Source organism: Streptomyces sp. HUAS MS02 (assembly GCF_055702265.1).
This window is the reverse complement of sequence record NZ_CM146747.1, coordinates 2,630,957-2,653,628: the sequence shown is the minus strand read 5'-3', so window position 1 is coordinate 2,653,628 and position 22,672 is coordinate 2,630,957. Positions and strand designations below refer to the sequence as shown.

Below are 22,672 nucleotides of genomic sequence, written 5' to 3'. Positions count from 1 at the left end.
GTCGCTCCGCCGGGTTGGCCGGGTGCCTACGGGGTGGGGGGCGACCGCGCATGGGCGGCTGCGGGTGGGTGGTTGCTCGCGCCGTTCCCCGCGCCCCTTGCGGGGCGCGGCGGTGGACGAGGTGAGCGTTCAGCCCTCGATCGCGGACGGGTCCATCCACACGACCTCCCAGGTGTGGCCGTCGAGGTCGTCGAAGGAGCGGCCGTACATGAAGTCCATCTCCTGGACCTTCTCCGACGCGGTGCCGCCGGCGGCGACCGCCTTCTCGACCAGCTCGTCGACCTTCGCGCGGCTCTCGGCGCTCAGACAGAGCAGCACCTCGCTGGTCTTGGTGGCGTCCGCGATCTCCTTCTTGGTGAAGGTCGCGTAGAACGGCTTGGTGAGCAGCATCGCCACGATGGTGTCGCTGATCACGACGGAGGCCGCGTTCTCGTCGCTGAACTGGGGGTTGAGTGAGTAGCCGAGCTCCGTGAAGAACTTCTTCGAGGCGTCGAGGTCGTTCACGGGCAGGTTCACGAAGATCATCTGCTGGTACATGGCGGGTCGCTCCCGTATCCGTGGTAGCCGTTTCGGTCTGTTCGGAGGGGTAGACCGAGGGCCCCCGAGAAACTCATCGCCGCGCGCGAACCTTTTTCGTACGAGTTCTCAGGCAGCCAGCGGTAGCGCCGCCAGCTGCGCGACCGTCCAGGTCAGGGTGCCGAACACGGCGAGCAGGGCGCCCGCGCGGAGCAGGGCCGCCTGCCGGGGCAGTGCGCGGGGCGCCCCCAGCCTCACCAGCGCGGCCATGGTGTCCGCGCGGGCCCGCCGGGCCTCGACGGCGGCTGTCGCGAGGGTGAGCACGGCGCAGCCGGCGACCACGAGCGCGCCCAGCAGGGTGAGCGGGCCGACCGCGGGGCGCACGCCTGAGGCCAGCGTCACCATGGCGTACGCGCCGGAGGCCACCGCGCAGACCACGCCGAGCGGGCGACCGATGCGCCGGGCCTCCTCCTGGAGCACGCGCCCGGCGAGGAGACGCCGTGCGCCGGGGCGTACGGACTGGAGCAGGCGTCCGGTGAGGTGGGTGAGGCCCGGCCCGGTGAGGACCAGCCCCAGCGCGGTGAGCAGCCAGCCGCCGAGGACGCCCGCGGGGCTGTCGGCGAAGCCGCCGGGGAGGGTGAGGCCGGAGCGGTCGCCGGACCGGCCGGCGTAGGTCTCCAGGGCGAGGCCGACGGCCAGCACGGTGATGCCCCAGGGGAGGCCGCCGGGGGCCGGGCGCGGAGCCGGTGGTTCCGCCGGCTCCTGGGCGCTCTCGGAGATGGTCCCTCCCTCGTCGTACGGCTCCTCCTCGTACCTCGTGGCGCCCGCCGGGGGCGCGGTGCGCCGGCCGATGGCGAAGGTGTCGTACGCCATGAAGCGGGTGCGGGGGCCGGTGGGCCGGGTCCTGGTGTCCTTCGGGCGCAGGACGAGTGCGGTGGTGACGGAGGCGGCGGCCGGGACGACGGCGAGGAGGGTGAGGGCGGCCGGGAGGGGCAGGGGCCGTCCGGCGGCGAGGACGTCCATGGCCGCGCCGTCGAAGGGGAGACCGGTGAGGTCGCCGCGCAGGTGGAGGAAGAAGAGGAGCGCGAGGAGGGAGCCGAGGACGGTGGACAGGGCCGTGGTGACCGCGGAGATGGCCATGAGCCGGCCGGGGCCGAGGCCGATCGCGGAGAGGCCGGGGCGGGGCCGGGTGCCGGGGTCGGTGCGGGCCACCGTCACGGCGAAGTACACGGTGGCGGCGGCGGGTGCCACGCACCAGGCCAGGCGGAGCACCGAGCCGTCCGGGGCGTGCGGGTGGGACATGGCGTGGCCGAGGGCGCAGAGCAGCAGGAAGCCGGTGCCGCCGGCGGCCGCGGCCACCAGGAGCCGGCGGAGCTGGACCACGGGGTGGGCCCGGCGGGCTAGACGGAGAGCGAGCACGCTGCCCGGCCTTCCCCGTCGGCCGCGGAGGGCCGCGCCGCCCCGGCCGGCTGACCGTCGGCTCCGCCGGGTTGCCGGGCTTCCCCTTCGGCGGGGGGCCGGGCTTCTCCTTCGGTGGCGGGGCGGACGACTTCTGCGGTGGGGGCCGGTTGTTCGTCGGTCTGGGTGGGCTGCCGGGTGGCGCTTTCGGCGGGTGGCTGGGTTTGTCCTTGGGCGGGGGGCCGGGCCTCTTCTTCGGCTGCGGGGCGGACCACTTCGGTGGTGGGGCGGGCGACATCGATGGCGGGGGTCGGGTGACTGTCGGCTCCGCCGGGCTGCCGGGCTTCCCCTTCGGCGGCGGGTCGCACGATCTCTGCGGTGGGGGCCCGATGTCCGTCGGCAGCTTGAGACGGGGGCCGGGCTTCCCCTTCGGCTGAGGGCCGGGTGTCCCCCTCGGCTGCGGGCGGGGCCACCTCCGGCGTGGGGGAGGGGGGAGGCTGCGAGGCCGTGGCCTCGGGCGGGGTCGCCGTGGTGGGGGGCTTCGTCGTTTCGGGGGTGGGGTTGTTCGCTGTTGTGGAGGCGGGGTTTCCGGCCGGTGCGGTGCGGTGCGGTGCGGTCGGCGCGGGAGTGTGGTCGGTGGGGGTGCGGCGGTCGGCGCGGGTCTCGGGGGCCGTGGTGGCGGGCAGGTGGACCGTCTTCACTTGGCGGCCGTCCAGGAGGGACACCGTGCGGTCCGCCAGGGCCGCCGTGTCGGGGTCGTGGGTGGCGAGGACGACCGTGATCCGGTGGGAGCGGGCCGCCGTGGTGAGCGTGCGCAGGACGTGGGTGTGTTCGGCGCGGTGCAGCGGGGCGGTCGGTTCGTCGGCGAAGAGGACTGTGGGGGCGCAGACGAGGGCGCGGGCCACCACCACGCGCTGGCGCTCCGACTGGAGGAGGGCGTGCGGGCGCTTGCGGGCCACGTCGCGGATGTCGAGGCGCTCCAGCCACTCCAGGGCGGCGGCCTTGGCGGCCCGGCGCCCGGTGCCGCGCAGCATCAGTGGCAGGGCGGTGTTCTCCCAGGCGTTCAGCTCGGGGACGAGGACCGGCTCGGGGTCGATCCACCCGAAGCGGTCGAGCCGCAGCCGTTCCCGGGCGAGCGCCCCCATCGTGTGCACGGGGACGCTGTTGAACCACACCTCTCCCCGCTGGGCCCGCAACTGCCCGGACAGGCACCGCAGGAGCGTGGTCTTGCCGCTGCCGCGCGGGCCGGTGACGGCGAGGATCTCGCCCTCCCGGACCCCCATCGACACACCGTGCAGGGCGGGTGTGCCGTCGTGCGCGTAGGTCAGACCACGTGCCCAGAGCACGTCGTTGTCCGGCGGGGCCACCATGGGCGTACACCTCGGTTCGGATCAGGATTGCCGGGGGAGCCCCCCGTCCGGGGGAACGAAGGCAGGGCCGATCGGTTACAGAGGCACGCTAGGGAGTCGGGGCGGCGGGGGGCGGACAGCACACGGCCCGGGGCGCCCCCATCTCACTCGGATGGGGGCGCCCCGGGCCGCGAGAAGGGCGGTTCACGCCCCGCCGCCGGAGGGCGGCGAGCCCGGGGACCGGCGGTGGGGCGTGGCAGGTGCGGTGCCCGTAACAGGGTGCCTACAGCAGGGTCCACGCCTCCGTCAGCGTCGCGCGCAGGATCTGTTCGATCTCGTCGAAGGTCGACTGGTCGGAGATCAGCGGCGGGGCGAGCTGGACGACCGGGTCGCCGCGGTCGTCGGCCCGGCAGTAGAGGCCGTTCTCGAACAGCTTCTTCGACAGGAAGCCGTAGAGGATCCGCTCGGTCTCGTCGTCGTCGAAGCTCTCCTTCGTCGCCTTGTCCTTGACCAGCTCGATTCCGTAGAAGTAGCCGTTGCCGCGGACGTCGCCGACGATCGGCAGGTCGTGGAGCTTCTCCAGCGTGGAGCGGAAGGCCGCCTCGTTGTCGAGGACGTGCTGGTTGAGCTTCTCGCGCTCGAACAGGTCGAGGTTGGCGATGCCGACGGCCGCGGAGACCGGGTGGCCGCCGAAGGTGTAGCCGTGCAGGAAGGTGTTGTCGCCCTTGTAGAAGGGCTCGGCTATGCGGTCCGAGACGACACAGGCGCCGATCGGGGAGTAGCCCGAGGTCATGCCCTTGGCGCAGGTGATCATGTCCGGGACGTAGCCGAACTTGTCGCAGGCGAACATCGTGCCGAGCCTGCCGAAGGCGCAGATGACCTCGTCCGACACCAGCAGGACGTCGTACTGGTCGCAGATCTCGCGGACCCGCCGGAAGTAGCCGGGCGGCGGCGGGAAGCAGCCGCCGGCGTTCTGCACCGGCTCCAGGAAGACGGCCGCGACGGTCTCCGGGCCCTCGAAGAGGATCTGCTGCTCGATCTGGTCGGCGGCCCAGCGGCCGAAGGCCTCCGGGTCGTCGCCGTGGATCGGGGCGCGGTAGATGTTGGTGTTCGGGACCTTGTGCGCGCCCGGCACCAGCGGCTCGAAGGGGGCCTTGAGGGCCGGCAGGCCGGTGATGGACAGGGCGCCCTGCGGGGTGCCGTGGTAGGCGACGGCGCGGGAGATGACCTTGTACTTGGTCGGCTTGCCCATGAGCTTGAAGTACTGCTTGGCGAGCTTCCAGGCCGTCTCGACCGCCTCGCCGCCGCCGGTGGTGAAGAAGACCTTGTTCAGGTCGCCGGGCGCATGGGAGGCGATACGTTCCGCCAGCTCGACGGCCTTCGGGTGGGCGTACGACCACACCGGGAAGAAGGCCAGCTCCTGCGCCTGCTTGAACGCGGTCTCCGCCAGCTCGGTGCGGCCGTGGCCGGCCTGGACCACGAAGAGACCGGCGAGACCGTCGAGGTACCGCTTGCCCTTGTCGTCGTAGATGTACGTGCCCTCGCCCCGGACGATGGTGGGGACCGGGGAGTTCTCGTACGAGGACATGCGGGTGAAGTGCATCCACAGGTGGTCGTACGCGGTCTGGCTGAGGTCCTTGGGGCTCACGGTTATCGCGTCCTCACGGTTATCGGGTTCCCCACATGTAGGTCTGCTTCTTGAGCTTCAGATAGACGAAGCTCTCGGTCGACCGCACCCCGGGCAGGGTCCGGATGCGCTTGTTGATGACCTCCAGGAGGTGGTCGTCGTCCTCGCAGACGACCTCCACCATCAGGTCGAAGGAGCCGGCGGTGATCACGATGTACTCGACCTCCGGCATGGCCGTCAGGGCGTCCGCCACGGGATCCAGGTCGCCGTCGACGTTGATGCCGAGCATCGCCTGACGCCGGAAGCCCACGGTGAGCGGGTCCGTGACGGCGACGATCTGCATCACGCCCTGGTCGAGCAGCTTCTGGACGCGCTGGCGCACGGCCGCCTCGGACAGGCCCACGGCCTTGCCGATCGCGGCGTACGGCCGGCGGCCGTCCTCCTGCAACTGCTCGACGATGGCGAGGGAGACGGCGTCCAACTGGGGAGTGCCGTTCTTGGGCTCCCTGGAGTCCTTCTGGTCTGCGCTTCGACTTGCCACGGCCACACTGTGCACGACGTCTCGACAGTTCCGCAAGGCTGAACCGATGAAATTCGTTGTTTACGAGCACGTAGCTTGCGGATTTCGCAGTCAGTGAGGTGTCAGGGGTGTTGAAAACGTCGGGCGGCGGATTAGGGTGGTGTCTCAAGGAATGGACACCCCGATCTGGACCCATCTGGAGGGCCGGCAGTGAGCACCGAGCTGCGTCGTCTGCGCAACTACATCGACGGCGAATTCCGTGACGCCGTCGACGGACGGACCACCGAGGTGGTCAACCCCGCGACGGGCGAGGCCTACGCGACCGCGCCCCTGTCCGGTCAGGCCGACGTCGACGCGGCGATGGCCGCCGCCGAGGCCGCGTTCCCGGGCTGGCGGGACACCACCCCGGCCGAGCGTCAGAAGGCCCTGCTGAAGATCGCCGACGCGTTCGAGGAGCGGGCCGAGGAACTCATCGCGGCGGAGGTGGAGAACACGGGCAAGCCGATCGGGCTGACCCGCTCCGAGGAGATCCCGCCGATGGTGGACCAGATCCGCTTCTTCGCGGGCGCCGCGCGGATGCTGGAGGGCCGCTCGGCCGGCGAGTACATGGAGGGCATGACCTCGATCGTCCGCCGTGAGCCGGTCGGTGTCTGCGCCCAGGTCGCGCCGTGGAACTACCCGATGATGATGGCCGTGTGGAAGTTCGCGCCGGCGATCGCCGCGGGCAACACGGTCGTGCTGAAGCCCTCGGACACGACGCCCGCGTCGACCGTCCTGATCGCCGAGATCATCGGGGCGATCCTGCCCAAGGGCGTCTTCAACGTCATCACCGGCGACCGTGACACCGGCCGGCTGATGGTCGAGCACCCGGTCCCGGCCATGGCGTCCATCACCGGGTCCGTGCGGGCCGGCATGTCCGTCGCCGAGTCCGCCTCCAGGGACCTCAAGCGGGTCCACCTGGAGCTGGGCGGCAAGGCGCCGGTCGTCGTCTTCGCCGACACCGACATCGCCAAGGCCGTCGAGGACATCTCGGTGGCGGGCTTCTTCAACGCCGGGCAGGACTGTACGGCCGCGACCCGTGTCCTCGTCCAGGAGGGCATCCACGACGAGTTCGTGGCCGCGCTCGCGAAGGCTGCGGCCGAGACGAAGACCGGGCAGCCGGACGACGAGGACGTGCTGTACGGCCCGCTCAACAACCCCAACCAGCTCAAGCAGGTCGCCGGGTTCATCGAGCGGCTGCCGGCCCACGCCAAGGTCGAGGCCGGTGGCCACCAGGTCGGCGAGAAGGGGTACTTCTACGCGCCGACCGTCGTCTCCGGGCTGAAGCAGGACGACGAGATCATCCAGCGGGAGGTCTTCGGGCCGGTCATCACCGTGCAGTCCTTCACCGACGAGGGACAGGCCGTCGAGTGGGCGAACGGCGTGGAGTACGCGCTGGCCTCGTCGGTGTGGACGAAGGACCACGGGCGGGCCATGCGGATGTCCAAGGCGCTGGACTTCGGGTGTGTGTGGATCAACACGCACATCCCGCTGGTCGCGGAGATGCCGCACGGCGGGTTCAAGAAGTCCGGTTACGGCAAGGACCTCTCGGGTTACGGGTTCGACGACTACACGCGGATCAAGCACGTGATGACGTCGTTGGACTGAGGTTCCGAGGGTTCCGGGGGTTCGGTTTTCGGCTGAAGGTTCGTCGTGGTCGATCGCGCAGTTCCCCGCGCCCCTGTAGGGCCTTCGGCCCGTCGGGGCGCGGGGGCCCGTATGTTCACGCGTCGCTCCCTGCTGGGTGTGGGGGCGGCTTTCGGCGCACTCGCCGGGTGCGGTGTGCCCGCCGCCTACGTGGCGCCCGGTGACCGGGCCGGGGTCGACCTCTCGGCCCGGGAACGGCGGTTGAGCTGGTCGAACTGGCCGCTCTACATCGACACGGACGACGAGGACGACTCACGGCGGCCGACCCTGGAGGCGTTCGAGGAGCGCACCGGGATCGCCGTCGACTACGTCGAGGAGATCAACGACAACGACGAGTTCTTCGGCAAGATCGGCCCGGCTCTGATGAACCATCAGCAGACCGGCCGTGACCTCGTCGTCGTCAGTGACTGGATGTGCGCCCGGTTCGTACGGCTCGGCTGGGTGCAGGAGATGGACCGGGCCCGGCAGCCCAACGTCAGCCGCCATCTCGATCCGCAACTCCGGTCGCCCGCTTTCGATCCGGGCCGGGCCTTCACGGTGCCGTGGCAGTCGGGGATCACCGGTATCGCGTACAACCGGCGGAAGGTGGGCCGAGAGATTCGCCGGGTCGCCGACCTGTGGGCGGACGACCTCAAGGGGCGGGTCACCCTGCTCTCCGGTCTGGACGAGGCGTTCGCGTTGCTGATGCAGGCCGACGGTGTCGATGTGACGCGCTGGACCGCGGACGACTTCCACGCCGTCTGCGACCAGGTCGCCTCCCGCGTCCGCGGCGGCCACATCCGTCGCTTCACGGGCAACGACTACATCAAGGACCTCTCCAGCGGGGACGTCCTCGCCTGCCAGGCGTACTCGGGGGACGTCATCCAGCTCCAGGCCGACGACCCGGACATCCGGTTCGTCGTGCCCGAGGAGGGCGCCGAACTCTGGTCCGAGTCCCTGATGATCCCCAACCTCGCACGCCACAAGGCGAGCGCCGAGCGCCTCGTCGACCACTACTACGACCCCGAGGTGGCCGCCGAGCTCGCGGCCTGGGTCAACTACGTCTGCCCCGTCCCGGCGGCCCGCGACGTCCTGGCCTCGGCCAAGGACCAGGAGACCGCCGCCCTCGCCGAGGACCCCCTGATCTTCCCCGACGACACCATGCGCGCCCGGCTCGCCGTCGCCCGGGACATCACCTCCGGGGAACGGCGCGAGTTCGCCCGGCGGTGGAACGGGATCGTGGGGCTCTAGGGAGCGCCACGCGCGCCTCGCACGCCACGCGCGACGGCTACGAGGGCCGGGGGCGGGGCCGGGTGGAGGGACCGGTGGTGTGCCGCTGAGGGGTCACCTCCAGGGCGGTACCGGAGTTGGGGAAGGCGGGGGAGGGTCGTCGTGCGGCCGAACTGTCGGGCGGTCCTCTCCGACCTCGTCGGTATCGAGAGCAGGAGGGCCGTCATGCGGCTGACCGACCATGTCACGCTCGTCGCCAGCGGAGCGTACGGATTCGATCTGAGCGACGCGTTGGACTGTCACGTCTACCTGGTGCGGGGCGCCCGGCACAGCGTGCTCGTGGACGCCGGAGCGGGTCGGTCCGCCGAGGCGATCGTGCGCGCGGTGCGTGCCACCGGCGCCGACCCCGGTCATCTCCTTCTCACCCACGGCCACGCCGACCACGCGGGCGGAGCCGCCGCGCTCGCCGAACGGCTGCCCGGACTGCGCGTGCTGGCCGGCGCCGAGGCCACGGGCTGGATCGCGACGGGAGACGAAGCGGGCGTCAGCCTGGACCGGGGAAAGGCCTCCGGGTACTACCCGGCCGACTATGCCTTCGCCCCCTGCCCCCAGGTCGAGGCGTTGACCGACGGCGACGAGATCGACCTCGGCGGCGGTGTGGCCCTGCGGGCCGTCGCGACGCCCGGGCATGCGGACGGCCACCTCTGCTACCACCTGCGCACCCCCGACCACCAGGCACTCTTCTCCGGGGACTGTGTCTTCACCGGGGGACGCGTCTCCCTGCAGAACCTGCACGACTGCCGGGTCCCCGAGTACGCCGCCAGTCTGACCCGGCTGGCCGCGCTGGACGTGGACGCGCTGTTCCCCGGCCATCACGAGATCTCGCTCGCGCGGGCCGGGCGCCACCTGGCGGCGGCCCGTGACACCCTCGCCCGTGGACTGCTGCCGAAGAGCACCACATGACGCAATGACTCCGCAATGGCCCCGTACGACTCTGTACGGCCTTGGGTGAATACGTCTGACTCCCTTTCTCTTCAGGCCGTTCCGGGGGGAATTGGGGCGAGCGTATTCGTGGCGACCCTGTGGAGATGCTGTAATGGCCTGACGTACGGTGGCGTTTTATCAGCCTTTCGCGGTTGATTCGGACCGGACGAATCCGTCGACCAAGGGTTGCGGCGCATCTCGTCGTGCCGTAGTTACGTGAATCATGAACCTGTTCACCCGTGCTGCGTCCCTGCGCCGCCCGGCAGCCCCCACAGCCTCGCGACTCCCCCACGGGTCCGGGGAATTCGCTCCCGACGGCACGTCCGACCCCGCCCTCACGATGCTGACCGGCGAATGGATGATCGACGCGGCGCACAGCCGTATCGGTTTCTCCGTCCGGCACGCCCTGGTCACGACCGTGCGAGGTGCGTTCACCGAGTATCAGAGTCGACTCTATTTCGACGGCCGTGATCCCTCGCGTTCACGGGCCGAGATAGTGCTGTCCACCACGTCGGTCGACACCGGCGTGGAACAACGTGATGCCCATTTGATGGGGCGCGATTTCCTGGATGCCGCGACTTATCCACGTATGCGCTTCGTCAGTACGGCGGTGCGTCTCGTGGGCAACGATGTCTACCGCATGGCCGGTGAACTCACGATCAAGGGCGTCACCCGTCCCGTCGACCTGGAACTCACCTACATCGGGCACGTCATGGACCCGTTCGGATACGAGCGGGTCGGTTTCGACGGGACCACCACCATCAATCGCTCCGAATGGGGCCTCACCTACAACCAGCGCCTCGCGGAGGGCGGCGCCATGGTGAGCGAGAAGGTGCGCCTGCAGTTCGACATCGCCGCGATCCGCTCGGCCCCCGGCGGCTGACGGTCCGTCGCGCTGATCGCCGCGAATCCGTGTTCCCGTGGGGGTCCGACACCTGTCGGGCCCCCACTTTTGAACGCGTTCAAGTAGGGGCGTACGCTCACGGCATGAGCGACAGAGCCGCCCTGTTGAAGGGCATCCGTGCGTGGCTGGTCTTCTTCGTCGTCTGTCTGGTGCTGAGCGGCGCCACGGCCTTCCCGCTGGTCCACGAGCTGCGCTGGACCGAGGAGTTGCTGCGGTCGCTGTCCGTCGGTGAGTACCTGCCGGCGCTCGTGGAGTGGATCGAGCGGGTGCGGGCGGGACTCGACGAGGCCGACGCCACCTACCCGTTCCTCCTGTACGGCACGGACTGGCTGGCCTTTGCGCACCTGGTGATCGCGGTGGCCTTCTACGGCCCCTACCGTGACCCGGTCCGCAACATCTGGGTCATCGAGTTCGGCATGATCGCCTGCGCGGGCATCATCCCGCTGGCCCTGATCTGCGGGCCGATCCGCGACATCCCCTTCTGGTGGACCGTGATCGACATGTCGTTCGGGGTCTTCGGGATCATCCCGCTCCACGTCGTACGACGGCGGATCAAGCGGCTGGAGGCCCTCACCGGCGGATGGGACCGAAAAAGTGTTATCCCGGCCGCCTCCACACCGTCTCCGTAGGCACCCCTGTCTCCCCATATGCAGGAGCGAGCCGTATGAGCAGTGTGAGCGGTGTGATCTCCGCCTCGGAGGTTCCCCAAGCCGGAACGACGGCTGAGAAGGTACGGAACACAGCCGAGTGAACAGGGTGAGCCCACCGGGATCGAAGGGGACGTACGTGGACGGGCGGCAGTGGCGGTCCACCATCGCGGCCGCGCAGGCGGGGGACCGGCGCGCCCTCGACGAACTGGTCGAGGGCTGGTTGCCGCTCGTCTACAACATCGTCGGCCGGGCACTCAACGGCCACGCCGACGTCGACGACGTCGTGCAGGAGACCATGCTGCGCGCCGTCGACAACCTCGACACGCTGCGCGATCCGGACAGCTTCCGTTCCTGGCTGGTCGCGATCGCGATGCGGCAGATACGGGACCGGGCGCGGCGCCGCACCGCCGACCACCTCGACGACCACGACGCCCACGGCGCCGCCGACTTCGCCGAACTGACCGTGCTGCGGTTGCAGCTGGAAGGGCAACGCAAGGAGGTCGCGGAAGCGGTCCGCTGGCTCGACGACGAGGACCGGCAACTGCTGTCGCTGTGGTGGCTGGAGGTCGCGGGCGAACTGACCCGGCGCGAACTCGCCGCCGCCGTCGGTATCAGCCGGCAGCACGCCGCCGTCCGCGTCCAGCGGATGAAGGCCCGGCTGGAGACCGCGCGCGGCATCGTCCGTGCCCTCGACTCCTCCTGCACCGACCTGGGCCGGGTCACCGCACGCTGGAGCGGGCAGCCCGACTCGGTGTGGCGCAAGCGTATTGCCCGGCACATCCGCGGCTGCGCCCGCTGCGACGGCCACGGCCGCCCCGGTGAGGCCGTCGTCCCCGCCGAACGGCTCCTCGTCGGGCTCGCCCTGGTTCCCGTCCCCGTCGGCTTCACCCTGTCCCTGGCGTTCGGCGGCAAGACGGCCGTGGCGGCGACGACCGCGACCGCCTCCGTGAGCTGGTCCGCCAAGGTGATCGGTGCCCTCGCCAAGCCCGCCGTCGCGGTGACGGCGAGTGCGACGGTGGTCGCCGGGGGCGCGTACGTGGTGACGCAAGCCCCCGAGGACCGGCCCGCGCAGGCCGCGCCGACCGCGCTGAGCACGGCCCGTGGGCCCGCGTCCCCGGCGCCCCGCACCCCGCCGCGCACCCCGTCGCCGTCGTCCTCACCGTCCCCCTCTCCTTCCCCGTCACCGAAGAAGGAGAAGGAGAAGGAGCCGAAGAACCTGTACGGCACGGTCGTCGACGTGACGGACCGGGCACCGGACCCGGACACCCCGCCCGCCGCCCTCCCGCGCCGGCCCGAGTCCGGCGTCACCAGCAGCGGTGGCCCGCGGACCGCGATGAACCACCGGGGCGACAACGTGACGTTCACGGGCCGGGGGTACGTCCTGGTCCGCTGGCAGATCCTGCCCCAGTACCGGCCGGGCGGACTGGTCATGCCGGCCTGGACCGGCCTGGAGGGCAAGCTCTTCCACGTCGCCTCGGGCGGCGGCCGCCGCATGGACGACCCGACCTCCGCCGACGGCAGGACCTCGAGCATGGGCGGCCCCGACACCGGCTACACCGTCCTGCCCGAGGGCACCCAGCAGATGTGGCAGAACGAGTACTTCTACCTCGACGGCAGGGTCACGCTCACCCAGAACGAACGCGGCGCCGACTACAACATCACCGTCGCCCTCTCCACCTGGGACGCCGTGACCGAGGACATCACCGTCGGCCCCGACCGGGGGGCCATCCGCTACGGCCTCGTCCGCGACGACGGCAAGGACTCGGCGCCGGTGCCGCAGTACGTCACACGGGAGAGGCCGGCGGACGCGGCGACCGTGCCTCAACGGTCCGAGGTGTAGCCCTCACCGCTCGCTCTGAGCGCGCACAGGGCGTCGACGCGGTTGGTGGTGATCGAGTCGACACCCCAGGACAGCAGGCGGCGCATGGAGCGTCGGGTGTCCGGGGTCCAGGCGGAGAGGAGATAGCCGTCCCGGTGGACACGGGCCGCCAGGGGGCGGGTGAGGAGACCGAAGCGGTAGTTCAGCCAGCGCGGACGGATGGCGTCGAGCAGGGCGGGACGCGGCGGTGCGGAGGTCTTCCAGGTCAGGGCGAGCTCGGCCGTGGGAGCGGCGGCGCGGACCGCGAGCACGGTCCGCGGGTCGGCGCTGTAGTAGACACGGTCCTCGGCGTCGCACTCCCGCACGACGCCGAGGATCTGTCGCACCGCCCGCGTGTTCACCGCACCCGGCAGATCCACCATGACGCGGCTGCCCTCGGTGGCGTGCAGCGCGTCGGCCAGTGTCGGCACCCCGTCGGCCGTCAGCCCGCGCAGCTCGGCGGCGGACAGCGCGGCCAGCGGCCGGTCCACCTCCCAGAGCCGGTGCAGCGTCGAGTCGTGGAGCAGGACCGGCACCCCGTCACGGGTCGTCCGTACATCGAACTCGACGACGTCCGCGCCCAGTTCGAGCCCGGCCCGCAGGGAGGCGAGCGTGTTCTCGCGGTGGCGGTAGGGGGCGCCGCGATGGGCGACGGCTGTCACGGTGCGCATGGTGGTGGTTCCGGTGCCGATCGGATCAGAGGGTCAGCCAGGCCGAGGTGTAGGTGTCGATCTCGGCGGTCACCCTGGCCTTGCCGGGCTCGTCGAGGAAGGACGCCTCCACGGCGTTCTTCGCGAGCGCGGCCACCCCCTGCTCGTCGAGGCCGAGGAGGCGGGCGGCCACCGCGTACTCGGTGTTCAGGTCCGTGCCGAACATCGGCGGGTCGTCGGAGTTGACGGTGACCAGCACACCGGCCTCCACGAACTCCTTGATGGGGTGCTCGTCGAGGGTGCGGACCGCTCGGGTCGCTATGTTCGAGGTCGGGCAGACCTCCAGGGCGATCCGCCGCTCGGCGAGATGGGCCAGCAGCTTCGGGTCGCGGGCCGCGCTGGTGCCGTGGCCGATGCGCTCCGCGCGCAGCTCGTTCAGCGCGTCCCAGATCGTCTCGGGCCCCGTGGTCTCGCCGGCGTGCGGCACGGAGTGCAGCCCAGCCGCGATCGCCCGGTCGAAGTACGGCTTGAACTGCGGCCTCGGCACGCCGATCTCGGGTCCGCCGAGGCCGAACGACACCAGTCCCTCGGGGCGCAGCCGGTCATCGGTGGCGAGTCGCACGGTCTCCTCGGCCGCGGCCGGTCCCGCCTCGCCGGGAATGTCGAAGCACCACCGCAGGACGGTCCCGAACTCGGCCTCCGCCGCCCTCCGGGCGTCCTCGATCGCGTCCATGAACGCCCGCTCCTCGATCCCGCGACGGGTGGAGGAGTAGGGGGTGATGGTCAGCTCGGCGTACCGCACCTGCTGCCGGGCGAGGTCCCGGGCCACCTCGAACGTCAGCAGACGGACGTCCTCCGGGGTGCGGATGAGGTCGACGACGGACAGATACACCTGGATGAAGTGGGCGAAGTCCGTGAAGGAGAAGTAGTCCGCGAGAGCCTCGGGGTCCGTGGGCACCTGGGAGTCGGGGTGGCGGGCGGCCAGTTCCGAGACGATGCGGGGGGAGGCCGAGCCGACGTGGTGCACATGCAGTTCGGCCTTCGGCAGACCGGCGATGAAGGCGTGCAGGTCGCGGGTGCCGGGAGCGCCGGGGGTGGCGGCGGTGTCGGCGACGGCGGGGCTCAGGGGCACGCCCTGCGCGGTGCGGTGGTCGGTCAAGGTTCCTCCCCGGGAACGGCGTCCGCCCCGGACCGTGGTCTGCCGCGGGGGACGCGGGTGATCGGCTGATCGGTGACTCGAGGATCATCGTAGGCGCCCGTCCACACATCGAACCCCGGGCCTTAGCATGACCGAACGTACAGCTGAACGTGTCCGATGAACGCGTCCGACGCAAATGCGACGCGGAACGGCACGGAACGTCACAGGGGGACCCGCGCATGTCAGCCGACGAGGCACCGATTCCGGACATACCGGCCGCTCCACAGCCGGCCCCGTGGGCGCCCCCACGGGGCGACGCCGCGCTATCGCCGACGGTGGTCGACGGCACCACGCTCCCCACGGTGACCGACGACGCCGCCCCGCTGACCGTGGTCGACGGTGCGACGCTGCCGACGGTGACCGACGACGCCGTCCCGCTGACGGTGGTCGACGGCGCCACGCTCCCCACGGTGACGGAGGACGCGGTACCGACTCCGACGGTCGCCCTCGACAAGCCGAGCACGCCGACAGGGTCCACCGGCTCCACCAACGCCAGCAACTCCGCCGACTCCGTCGACGCGGCGGGCTTCGCCGAGGGCGAGCGGCCGGTGGGGCCCGCCGGATCCGCCGAGACCGCGGCCCCGGTTCCGCCGGCGTGGTCGGCTCCGGGCGCGTCCACCGCACCCGCACCCCAGGCTCCGTACGATCCCTGGGCCGCGCCGGCCGACACCCCGGCTCAGGGCAACCCCGCCGCCCCTGCCGCTCCTCCCACCCCTTCCGCGCCCTCGCCGCACGACCAGATGACGGTTCTGTCCGCTCCCGGCGCGTTCGCACCCCCGGGTGACCGGCAGCCCACGCCATCGCCCGCCCCTGCCCCCAATCCGTTCGCCCCGCCCGCGCCCGGCGCGGCCCAAGCACATCAACCACACCCAGCGCCCCACGCGTCCTACCCGCCGCCCGTGGCCTCCGCGCCCTACGGCGCCCCCGGCGCCGCCGTACCTCCTCCGCCCATCGGCCCCGAAGGGCCGGGACAGGTTCCGTACGGCTACCCCCAGTACCCGGGGTATCCGGGTGCGCAGGCCCACCCCGGCGCCGGTTACCCCGGCCCGGGAGCGGGCTACGCCTGGCCCGTCCTGGCGCCGCCGCCGAGCAACGGGATCGGGATCGCGGCGATGGTGCTCGGCATCTGCGCCGCCGTGCTGTTCTGTCTGTGGCCGTTCGCGATCCTGCTCGGGATCATGGCCGTGATCTTCGGCTTCGTCGGCCGGGCCAAGGCACGCCGGGGCGAGGCGACGAACCCGGGGCACGCCCTGGCCGGGATCATCTGCGGAGCCGCCGGCATCCTGCTCGGCATCGGCTTCATCGTCCTCCTCGTCCTGGCGTCCGAGAACGACGGCTACGACTCGGACACCGACCCCTTCGACGACAGCTATTCCACGTCGCTGTCCCTGGTGCTGCCGGTGAGGGAAGGCGGCGTGTAGGCGCCCCGTCAGGGGCGCGGGGAACTGCGCGACCAGCCACGACGCGCCCGCAGCCGCCCGCCCCCCGCCGTGTCGTCCCCGGACGACGCCCCCGGTCACCCCCGGACCGCGCCCCCCGCCTCCAGCGGAGCGTCCCCGCTCGCCAGTCTCTCCCGGGCCGCCATCAGCGCGAAGCCCAGCAGATTGGGGCCCCGCCAGCGCGCGGGGTCCATGGCGCGCTCGTCGTCCGCCGCGAGCCCGATGCCCCAGACCCGGTCGACGGGGCTGGCCTCGACGAGCACACGGTGGCCCGTGCCCAGGAGGAAGGCCCGCAGGTCGGCGTGGGCGGCGAACTTGTGGAAGCTGCCCTCGACGACGATGCCGAAGCGCTCCCGCTCCCACAGCGCCTCGTCGAAGCCGCGCACCAGCCGCCCGACCTTCTTGGCCTGCGCGGGGCTCGACGCGGCCACGGCCTTGCGCTCCGCCTCCGGGTCCCCGAACAGACGGGCCTTCGAGGCCATCATCCAGTGCTCGGCCGTCGCGTACTCCACGCCGTCCACCGTGAACGGCGACGGCCACCACTGGCTCAGACAGCTCGCGCCGATCCGGCCGTCCGGCAGCGGCCGGTGCCCCCAGAAGTGCAGGTACTTGACCCTTGCCCCCGTGCGGACCGCCTCCGTCAGCGTGTCCCAAGAATCGATCTTCTCCATGCCGACGAGTCTGGCAGGAACCACTGACAAACCGTCCTCGTTTTCCTGGGTCGACTGGACACCTGGTCGACAGATTCCGTCGCGTAACCAAAAGGCAACAACGGAATCACTTGTTGGTGCCGCCCAGCTCTGTCAGGATCGGCACTCAAATCGAGCTGGAGCTACGCCACCCGCCCCCGAGGGACAGAGGGGCACCGGCGGAGGAGAGCGACATGCAGAACCCGGGCACCGCCACCCCGGAACGATTCCCCGCACAGGACCGCTTCGCGGTCGGCGCGCAGTTCGTCGCCGGCCGCCCGACGAAGGGCACGTCGGGCCGCACCCACGCGGTCGTCGACCCCGCGACCGGCGACGAGGTCCTCACCTACGAGCTGGCCGGACCCGACGACGTGGACGCGGCCGTCGCCGCCGCCCGCGCGGCGTTCCCCGGCTGGGCCGCCACCACGCCCGGCGAACGATCGGACGCGCTGCACCGCCTCGCCGCGGTCCTGGCCGACCGGGCGGAGGAGTTCGCGCGGGCCGAGTCCCTGCAGTGCGGCAAGCCGCTCAAACTGACGCGCGAGTTCGACGTGCCCGGCACCATCGACAACACGGCGTTCTTCGCGGGTGCCGCCCGCCACCTCCAGGGCCAGTCGGCGGGCGAGTACTCGGGGGACCACACCTCGTACGTACGTCGTGAACCCATCGGTGTCGTCGGTTCCGTCGCGCCCTGGAACTACCCCCTGCAGATGGCCGCCTGGAAGATCCTCCCGGCGATCGCCGCGGGCAACACGATCGTCCTGAAGCCCGCCGAGCTCACCCCGCTCACCTCGTTGCTCTTCGCGCAGGCCGCCACGGACGCCGGTCTCCCCGACGGCGTGATCAACATCGTCACCGGCACCGGCAAGGAGGCCGGCGAGCACCTCGTCGGCCACCCCGATGTGGTCATGACCTCCTTCACCGGGTCCACGGCCGTCGGCAGGCGCGTCGCCGAGATCGCCACCGCCACCGTCAAGCGCATCCACCTGGAGCTCGGCGGCAAGGCCCCGTTCGTGGTCTTCGACGACGCCGACCTGGAGGCCGCCGTCCACGGCGCGGTCGCGGGTTCCCTCATCAACACCGGCCAGGACTGCACGGCCGCCACGCGCGCGTACGTGCAGCGGCCCCTCTACGAGGAGTTCGTCGCACGGACGGCCGCCCTGATGGAGACCGTCCGGCTCGGCGACCCCTTCGCCCCGGGCACCGACCTCGGCCCGCTGATCTCGCACGTCCAGCGCGACCGGGTGGCCGCGTTCGTCGAGCGGGCACGCGCGTACGCGCGCGTGGTCACCGGCGGTGAGGCGCCCCGGGGCGAGCTGGAGAACGGCGCGTACTACCGGCCCACACTGATCGCGGACGCCCCCCAGGACAGCGAGATCGTCCAGGCGGAGATCTTCGGCCCGGTGCTCGTGGTCCTGCCGTTCGACAGCGACGACGAGGGCATCCGGCTCGCCAACGACACCCCGTACGGACTCGCCGCCTCCGCCTGGAGCCGGGACGTGTACCGCACGGGCCGCGCCACCCGCGAGATCAAGGCCGGGTGCGTGTGGGTCAACGACCACATCCCGATCATCAGCGAGATGCCGCACGGCGGCTACAAGGCGTCCGGCTTCGGCAAGGACATGTCCGCGTACTCGTTCGAGGAGTACACCCAGATCAAGCACGTCATGTTCGACAATACGGCGATCGCCAGGAAGGACTGGCACCGCACGATCTTCGGGGACCGCTAGCCAGCCCGGGGGCCGGCCGCCCGACCCCCGGCCGGCCCCCGCCCACCCTCCCGAAAGGGCACCTCCGAAAGGGCACCACGCGCATGGAGCAGTACGAGCCCGACCGCCTCTCACCGGCCCAGGTGGCCGCCGTACGGCGCAGCCTCACCGGCGGCCGCGCCGCGCTCAGCCGCCGTTCACTGCTGCGCGCCGGAACGGGCGGCGCACTCGCGGTCGGCGGGCTCGGGGCGCTGAGCGCCTGCGGCATCCCCGCGGCGAAGAGCACCTCGGGCGGCTCGTCCGAGGACCACTCGGCCAAGGAGAAGGAGGTCAACTTCTCCAACTGGACCGAGTACATGGACGTCGACGACAGCGGCAAGCGCCACCCCAGCCTGGACCAGTTCACCCGGCGCACCGGCATCAAGGTCAAGTACACCGAGGACATCAACGACAACGTCGAGTTCTTCGGCAAGATCAAGCCGCAGCTCGCCGCGGGCCAGGACACCGGACGCGACCTCATCTGCGTCACCGACTGGCTCGCCGCCCGGCTGATCCGCTTCGGCTGGGTCCAGAAGCTGGACGCGTCCAACCTGCCGAACGCCTTCATGAACCTGTCCCAGCAGTTCCGCAGCCCGGACTGGGACCCGGGGCGGGCCTACTCCTACCCCTGGCAGGGGATCTCGACCGTCATCGCCTTCAACAGGAAGGCCTTGGACGGCGAGGAGGTGAGGTCCGTCTCCGACATGCTCGACAATCCCAAGCTGAAGGGACGTATCGGCTTCCTCTCCGAGATGCGCGACAGCATCGGGATGACCCTGCTCGACATGGGCAAGGACCCGGCGAAGTTCAACGACGACGACTACGACGCGGCGATCGCCCGCCTGCAGAAGGCCGTCGACCAGGGCCAGATACGCCGCTTCACCGGCAACGACTACACCTCGGACCTGACCAAGGGCGACCTCGCGGCCTGTATCGCGTGGGCCGGTGACGTAGTCCAGCTCAAGGCCGACACCCCGGACGTCGACTTCGTCATCCCCGACAGCGGCTACATGACCTCGACCGACAACCTGCTGATCCCGAACAGGGCCCGGCACAAGACCAACGCCGAACGGCTCATCGACTACTACTACGAGCCGAAGCCGGCCGCCGAACTCGCCGCGTACATCAACTACGTGTGCCCCGTCGACGGTGTGCAGGCGGAGCTGGCCAAGATCGACCCGGACGCGGCGAAGAACCCGCTGATCATTCCCGACGCGGCCATGGCAGCCAAGTCCCGCGCCTTCCGCTCCCTCAGCCAGAAGGAAGAGACGGCGTACGAAGAGAAGTTCGCGAAGCTGACAGGGGCGTGACGAGGACGATGACCAGCAAGAAGAGCAGCAAGAACGCCGCGGACGACGGCAGCGGCGACGTCCGCCTCTCCGGCATCGGCAAGACCTACGGCTCCTTCACCGCCGTGCACCCGCTCGACCTGACCGTGCCGGAAGGATCCTTCTTCGCCCTGCTCGGCGCCTCCGGCTGCGGCAAGACCACCACCCTGCGCATGATCGCGGGCCTGGAGGAACCTTCCTGCGGAAGCGTCCGGCTCGGCGATCAGGACGTGACGCACCTGCCCCCGTACAAGCGGCCGGTGAACACGGTCTTCCAGTCGTACGCCCTCTTCCCGCACCTCGACATCTTCGAGAACGTCGCCTTCGGCCTGCGCCGACGCGGCATCAAGAGCGTGAAGAAGCAGGTCGAGGAGATGCTGGACCTGGTCCAGCTCGGCGAGCAGGCGCGCAAGAAGCCGCACCAGCTCTCGGGCGGCCAGCAGCAGCGCGTCGCCGTCGCCCGCGCCCTCATCAACCACCCCAAGGTGCTCCTCCTCGACGAGCCCCTCGGCGCCCTCGACCTCAAACTGCGCCGCCAGATGCAGCTGGAGCTGAAGCGTATCCAGACCGAGGTCGGCATCACGTTCATCCATGTCACGCACGACCAGGAGGAGGCCATGACCATGGCCGACACGGTCGCCGTGATGAACGGCGGCCGGGTCGAGCAGCTCGGCTCGCCCTCCGACCTGTACGAGAACCCGCGGACCACCTTCGTCGCCAACTTCCTCGGCACCTCCAACCTCATCGAGGCCGAGGTCGACTCCCGCAGCGGCGGCGACATAGTGCTGAAGGCGGGTGACGGCAAGCTGATCCTGCCCGAGGCCCGGTATGCGGCGCCCGCCACCACCGGCGGCAAGGTCCTCGTCGGCGTACGGCCCGAGAAGATCACCCTCACCCACGCGGACGACGCGGGGGAGATCCCGGTCGGCCGCAACCGCATCACCGGGACGATCGCCGCGACCAGCTTCATCGGCGTCTCCACACAGTACGTGATCGACAGCTCGGTCTGCCCCGAGTTCGAGGTCTACGTCCAGAACATCGACCGCGACACCCGGCTCGTCCCCGGTGCCGAGGTCGTCCTGCACTGGAGCCCCGCGCACACGTTCGGCCTGGACGCCGCCCAGGACATCGACGCGGGTGTGGACGAAGGGGCGGCCGTCTGATGTCGACCGGAACCCTCACCGAAGCCGAGGCACCTCCACCCCTCGTCCCGGTCCCGGCCACTGGGAAACCGCCCCGCAGACGAGGCCGCTGGACGCCGTACCTGCTGCTCGCGCCCGGTCTGATCTGGCTGCTGGTCTTCTTCGCGATGCCGATGGTCTACCAGGCCTCCACGTCCGTGCAGACGGGCTCGCTGGAGGAGGGCTACCAGGTCACCTGGCACTTCGCGACCTACTGGGACGCGCTGAGCGAGTACTACCCGCAGTTCCTGCGCTCGGTGCTCTACGCGGGCTCGGCGACGGTCCTGTGTCTGCTCCTCGGCTATCCGCTGGCGTATCTGATCGCCTTCCGGGCCGGCCGCTGGCGCAATCTGATCCTGATCCTGGTGATCGCCCCCTTCTTCACCAGCTTCCTGATCCGCACCCTCGCCTGGAAGACGATCCTCTCGGACGGCGGCCCGGTCGTCGGCGCCCTCAACACGCTGCACGTCCTGGACGTCACCAGCTGGCTCGGCCTCACCGCCGGGGACCGGGTGCTGGCCACCCCGCTCGCCGTGGTCTGCGGCCTCACGTACAACTTCCTGCCGTTCATGATCCTGCCGCTCTACACCTCCCTCGAACGCATCGACGGACGGCTGCACGAGGCGGCCGGCGACCTGTACGCCCGACCGTTCACCACGTTCCGCAAGGTCACCTTCCCGCTCTCCATGCCGGGCGTCGTCTCCGGCACCCTGCTGACCTTCATCCCGGCCAGCGGCGACTACGTGAACGCCGAACTCCTCGGCTCCACCAACACCCAGATGATCGGCAACGTCATCCAGAGCCAGTTCCTGCGGATCCTCGACTATCCGACGGCGGCGGCGCTCTCCTTCCTTCTCATGGCCGCGATCCTCCTCATGGTCACGGCCTACATCCGAAAGTCCGGGACGGAGGACCTGGTTTAAATGGCCTTCGTCAATTGGCTCAAGCGCCGACTCGTCGTCATCGCGGGACTGCTGACGCTCGGATATCTCCTGCTGCCGAACATCGTCGTCACGGTCTTCTCCTTCAACCAGCCGAAAGGCCGCTTCAACTACGAGTGGCAGGAATTCTCCACCGCCGCCTGGACCGACCCGTGCGGTGTCGCCGACCTGTGCGGCTCGCTCTCGCTCAGTCTCCAGATCGCCGCCTGGGCGACGCTCGGAGCGACCGCCCTGGGCACGATGATCGCCTTCGCGCTGGTGCGGTACCGCTTCCGCGCGCGCGGCGCCGTCAACTCGCTGATCTTCCTTCCGATGGCGATGCCCGAGGTCGTGATGGCCGCCTCGCTGCTCACCCTGTTCCTCAATCTGGGTGCTCAGTTGGGCTTCTGGACGATCCTCATCGCGCACATCATGTTCTGCCTCAGCTTCGTCGTGGTCGCCGTCAAGGCACGGGTGATGTCGATGGACCCGAGGCTGGAGGAGGCCGCGCGCGACCTCTACGCCGGGCCCGTCCAGACCTTCGTCCGGGTCACCCTGCCGATCGCCGCACCCGGTATCGCGGCGGGCGCGCTGCTCGCCTTCGCGCTCTCCTTCGACGATTTCATCATCACCAATTTCAACGCGGGCTCGACCGTCACCTTCCCCATGTTCGTCTGGGGTTCGGCACAGCGCGGCACACCCGTCCAGATCAATGTCGTCGGTACGGCCATGTTCCTGGTCGCCGTACTGTTCGTGGTGGCCGGAATGGCCATCGGAAATCGCAGAAAGCGGCAGAAGGCATGACGCCGCTCGTTTCG

18 protein-coding genes and 2 pseudogenes are annotated in these 22,672 nt (G+C 70.6%); 12 read left to right on the top strand and 8 right to left on the bottom strand.

All coding sequences use genetic code 11. The features are described 5' to 3' along the window. Window positions 1-129: 129 nt before the first annotated feature. The 5 genes and pseudogenes from ACZ9QC_RS11135 to ACZ9QC_RS11115 all read right to left on the bottom strand — a co-directional run bounded on the left by ACZ9QC_RS11135 (window position 130) and on the right by ACZ9QC_RS11115 (window position 5,446). Window positions 130-537, bottom strand: coding sequence for a VOC family protein (locus tag ACZ9QC_RS11135; RefSeq protein WP_472920021.1), 408 nt, complete (start codon window positions 535-537; stop codon window positions 130-132). A 108-nt stretch (window positions 538-645) separates the two neighbouring features. Continuing rightward, on the bottom strand, window positions 646-1,935 hold the full coding sequence (locus ACZ9QC_RS11130; RefSeq protein WP_472920020.1) for a hypothetical protein: 1,290 nt from the start codon (window positions 1,933-1,935) through the stop codon (window positions 646-648). Window positions 1,936-2,570: 635 nt separating this feature from the next. Further along, a pseudogene (locus ACZ9QC_RS11125) lies at window positions 2,571-3,284 on the bottom strand (ABC transporter ATP-binding protein); the annotation flags it as partial. Window positions 3,285-3,546: 262 nt separating this feature from the next. Next, window positions 3,547-4,911 (bottom strand): aspartate aminotransferase family protein, encoded by a 1,365-nt coding sequence (locus ACZ9QC_RS11120; RefSeq protein WP_472920019.1) that lies wholly within the window; start codon window positions 4,909-4,911, stop codon window positions 3,547-3,549. Between the two features lie 19 nt (window positions 4,912-4,930). Beyond that, on the bottom strand, window positions 4,931-5,446 hold the full coding sequence (locus ACZ9QC_RS11115; RefSeq protein ID WP_215449220.1) for an Lrp/AsnC family transcriptional regulator: 516 nt from the start codon (window positions 5,444-5,446) through the stop codon (window positions 4,931-4,933). Window positions 5,447-5,620: 174 nt separating this feature from the next. Between ACZ9QC_RS11115 and ACZ9QC_RS11110 the strand changes: the two genes are divergently transcribed. The 6 genes from ACZ9QC_RS11110 to ACZ9QC_RS11085 all read left to right on the top strand — a co-directional run bounded on the left by ACZ9QC_RS11110 (window position 5,621) and on the right by ACZ9QC_RS11085 (window position 12,683). Continuing rightward, the gene (locus ACZ9QC_RS11110; protein ID WP_472920018.1) at window positions 5,621-7,057 is read left to right on the top strand and encodes a gamma-aminobutyraldehyde dehydrogenase; all 1,437 of its coding nucleotides are present in this window, start codon (window positions 5,621-5,623) and stop codon (window positions 7,055-7,057) included. Window positions 7,058-7,168: 111 nt separating this feature from the next. Then, window positions 7,169-8,326 carry an ABC transporter substrate-binding protein gene (locus ACZ9QC_RS11105; protein WP_472920017.1) on the top strand — a complete coding sequence of 386 codons (1,158 nt, stop codon included), beginning with the start codon at window positions 7,169-7,171 and terminating at the stop codon, window positions 8,324-8,326. 141 nt (window positions 8,327-8,467) lie between these two features. Next, window positions 8,468-9,268, top strand: coding sequence for an MBL fold metallo-hydrolase (locus ACZ9QC_RS11100; protein WP_472920016.1), 801 nt, complete (start codon window positions 8,468-8,470; stop codon window positions 9,266-9,268). 244 nt (window positions 9,269-9,512) lie between these two features. Continuing rightward, the gene (locus ACZ9QC_RS11095) at window positions 9,513-10,172 is read left to right on the top strand and encodes a YceI family protein (protein WP_472920015.1); all 660 of its coding nucleotides are present in this window, start codon (window positions 9,513-9,515) and stop codon (window positions 10,170-10,172) included. A 104-nt stretch (window positions 10,173-10,276) separates the two neighbouring features. Beyond that, window positions 10,277-10,822, top strand: a complete 546-nt coding sequence (locus ACZ9QC_RS11090; RefSeq protein ID WP_472920014.1) for a hypothetical protein — start codon at window positions 10,277-10,279, stop codon at window positions 10,820-10,822. Between the two features lie 157 nt (window positions 10,823-10,979). Continuing rightward, complete coding sequence (locus tag ACZ9QC_RS11085; RefSeq protein ID WP_472920013.1) at window positions 10,980-12,683, top strand: sigma-70 family RNA polymerase sigma factor; 1,704 nt, start codon at window positions 10,980-10,982, stop codon at window positions 12,681-12,683. On the opposite strand, the gene ACZ9QC_RS11080 is transcribed toward ACZ9QC_RS11085, so the two are convergent. Continuing rightward, window positions 12,665-13,372, bottom strand: coding sequence for a glycerophosphodiester phosphodiesterase (locus ACZ9QC_RS11080; RefSeq protein ID WP_472920012.1), 708 nt, complete (start codon window positions 13,370-13,372; stop codon window positions 12,665-12,667). The two genes, ACZ9QC_RS11085 and ACZ9QC_RS11080, sit on opposite strands and share 19 nt — an antisense overlap. Before the next feature lie 25 nt (window positions 13,373-13,397). After that, window positions 13,398-14,617: pseudogene (locus tag ACZ9QC_RS11075) on the bottom strand (adenosine deaminase). Between the two features lie 234 nt (window positions 14,618-14,851). Here ACZ9QC_RS11075 and ACZ9QC_RS11070 point away from each other — a divergent pair. Further along, window positions 14,852-15,970: a DUF4190 domain-containing protein gene (locus tag ACZ9QC_RS11070; RefSeq protein WP_472920011.1), complete on the top strand. Its 1,119-nt coding sequence runs from the start codon at window positions 14,852-14,854 to the stop codon at window positions 15,968-15,970. Between the two features lie 95 nt (window positions 15,971-16,065). Here the strand turns inward: ACZ9QC_RS11070 and ACZ9QC_RS11065 are convergent, their stop codons facing one another. Further along, a complete protein-coding gene (locus ACZ9QC_RS11065; RefSeq protein WP_472920010.1) occupies window positions 16,066-16,659 on the bottom strand; it encodes an NADAR family protein in 594 nt (197 codons plus the stop codon). 212 nt (window positions 16,660-16,871) lie between these two features. Here ACZ9QC_RS11065 and ACZ9QC_RS11060 point away from each other — a divergent pair, with 212 nt between their 5' ends. The 5 genes from ACZ9QC_RS11060 (at window position 16,872) to ACZ9QC_RS11040 (ending at window position 22,658) form a co-directional block, all read left to right on the top strand. After that, window positions 16,872-18,407, top strand: coding sequence for a gamma-aminobutyraldehyde dehydrogenase (locus ACZ9QC_RS11060; protein ID WP_472920009.1), 1,536 nt, complete (start codon window positions 16,872-16,874; stop codon window positions 18,405-18,407). An 83-nt stretch (window positions 18,408-18,490) separates the two neighbouring features. Then, on the top strand, window positions 18,491-19,735 hold the full coding sequence (locus tag ACZ9QC_RS11055; RefSeq protein ID WP_472920008.1) for a polyamine ABC transporter substrate-binding protein: 1,245 nt from the start codon (window positions 18,491-18,493) through the stop codon (window positions 19,733-19,735). An 8-nt stretch (window positions 19,736-19,743) separates the two neighbouring features. Then, a complete protein-coding gene (locus ACZ9QC_RS11050) occupies window positions 19,744-20,916 on the top strand; it encodes an ABC transporter ATP-binding protein (RefSeq protein ID WP_472920007.1) in 1,173 nt (390 codons plus the stop codon). Further along, window positions 20,916-21,857, top strand: a complete 942-nt coding sequence (locus tag ACZ9QC_RS11045; protein WP_472920006.1) for an ABC transporter permease — start codon at window positions 20,916-20,918, stop codon at window positions 21,855-21,857. The genes ACZ9QC_RS11050 and ACZ9QC_RS11045 overlap by 1 nt, the downstream gene beginning before the upstream one ends. Continuing rightward, window positions 21,858-22,658, top strand: coding sequence for an ABC transporter permease (locus ACZ9QC_RS11040; protein WP_184899932.1), 801 nt, complete (start codon window positions 21,858-21,860; stop codon window positions 22,656-22,658). Window positions 22,659-22,672: the final 14 nt, after the last annotated feature.

Coding starts and splice junctions, on each gene's coding strand:
- ACZ9QC_RS11065 (WP_472920010.1), bottom strand. CDS start 16,659: ATGGAGAAGATCGATTCTTGGGACACGCTGACGGAGGCGGTCCGCACG.
- ACZ9QC_RS11105 (WP_472920017.1), top strand. CDS start 7,169: ATGTTCACGCGTCGCTCCCTGCTGGGTGTGGGGGCGGCTTTCGGCGCA.
- ACZ9QC_RS11040 (WP_184899932.1), top strand. CDS start 21,858: ATGGCCTTCGTCAATTGGCTCAAGCGCCGACTCGTCGTCATCGCGGGA.
- ACZ9QC_RS11135 (WP_472920021.1), bottom strand. CDS start 537: ATGTACCAGCAGATGATCTTCGTGAACCTGCCCGTGAACGACCTCGAC.
- ACZ9QC_RS11090 (WP_472920014.1), top strand. CDS start 10,277: ATGAGCGACAGAGCCGCCCTGTTGAAGGGCATCCGTGCGTGGCTGGTC.
- ACZ9QC_RS11045 (WP_472920006.1), top strand. CDS start 20,916: ATGTCGACCGGAACCCTCACCGAAGCCGAGGCACCTCCACCCCTCGTC.
- ACZ9QC_RS11055 (WP_472920008.1), top strand. CDS start 18,491: ATGGAGCAGTACGAGCCCGACCGCCTCTCACCGGCCCAGGTGGCCGCC.
- ACZ9QC_RS11050 (WP_472920007.1), top strand. CDS start 19,744: ATGACCAGCAAGAAGAGCAGCAAGAACGCCGCGGACGACGGCAGCGGC.
- ACZ9QC_RS11080 (WP_472920012.1), bottom strand. CDS start 13,372: ATGCGCACCGTGACAGCCGTCGCCCATCGCGGCGCCCCCTACCGCCAC.
- ACZ9QC_RS11095 (WP_472920015.1), top strand. CDS start 9,513: ATGAACCTGTTCACCCGTGCTGCGTCCCTGCGCCGCCCGGCAGCCCCC.
- ACZ9QC_RS11060 (WP_472920009.1), top strand. CDS start 16,872: ATGCAGAACCCGGGCACCGCCACCCCGGAACGATTCCCCGCACAGGAC.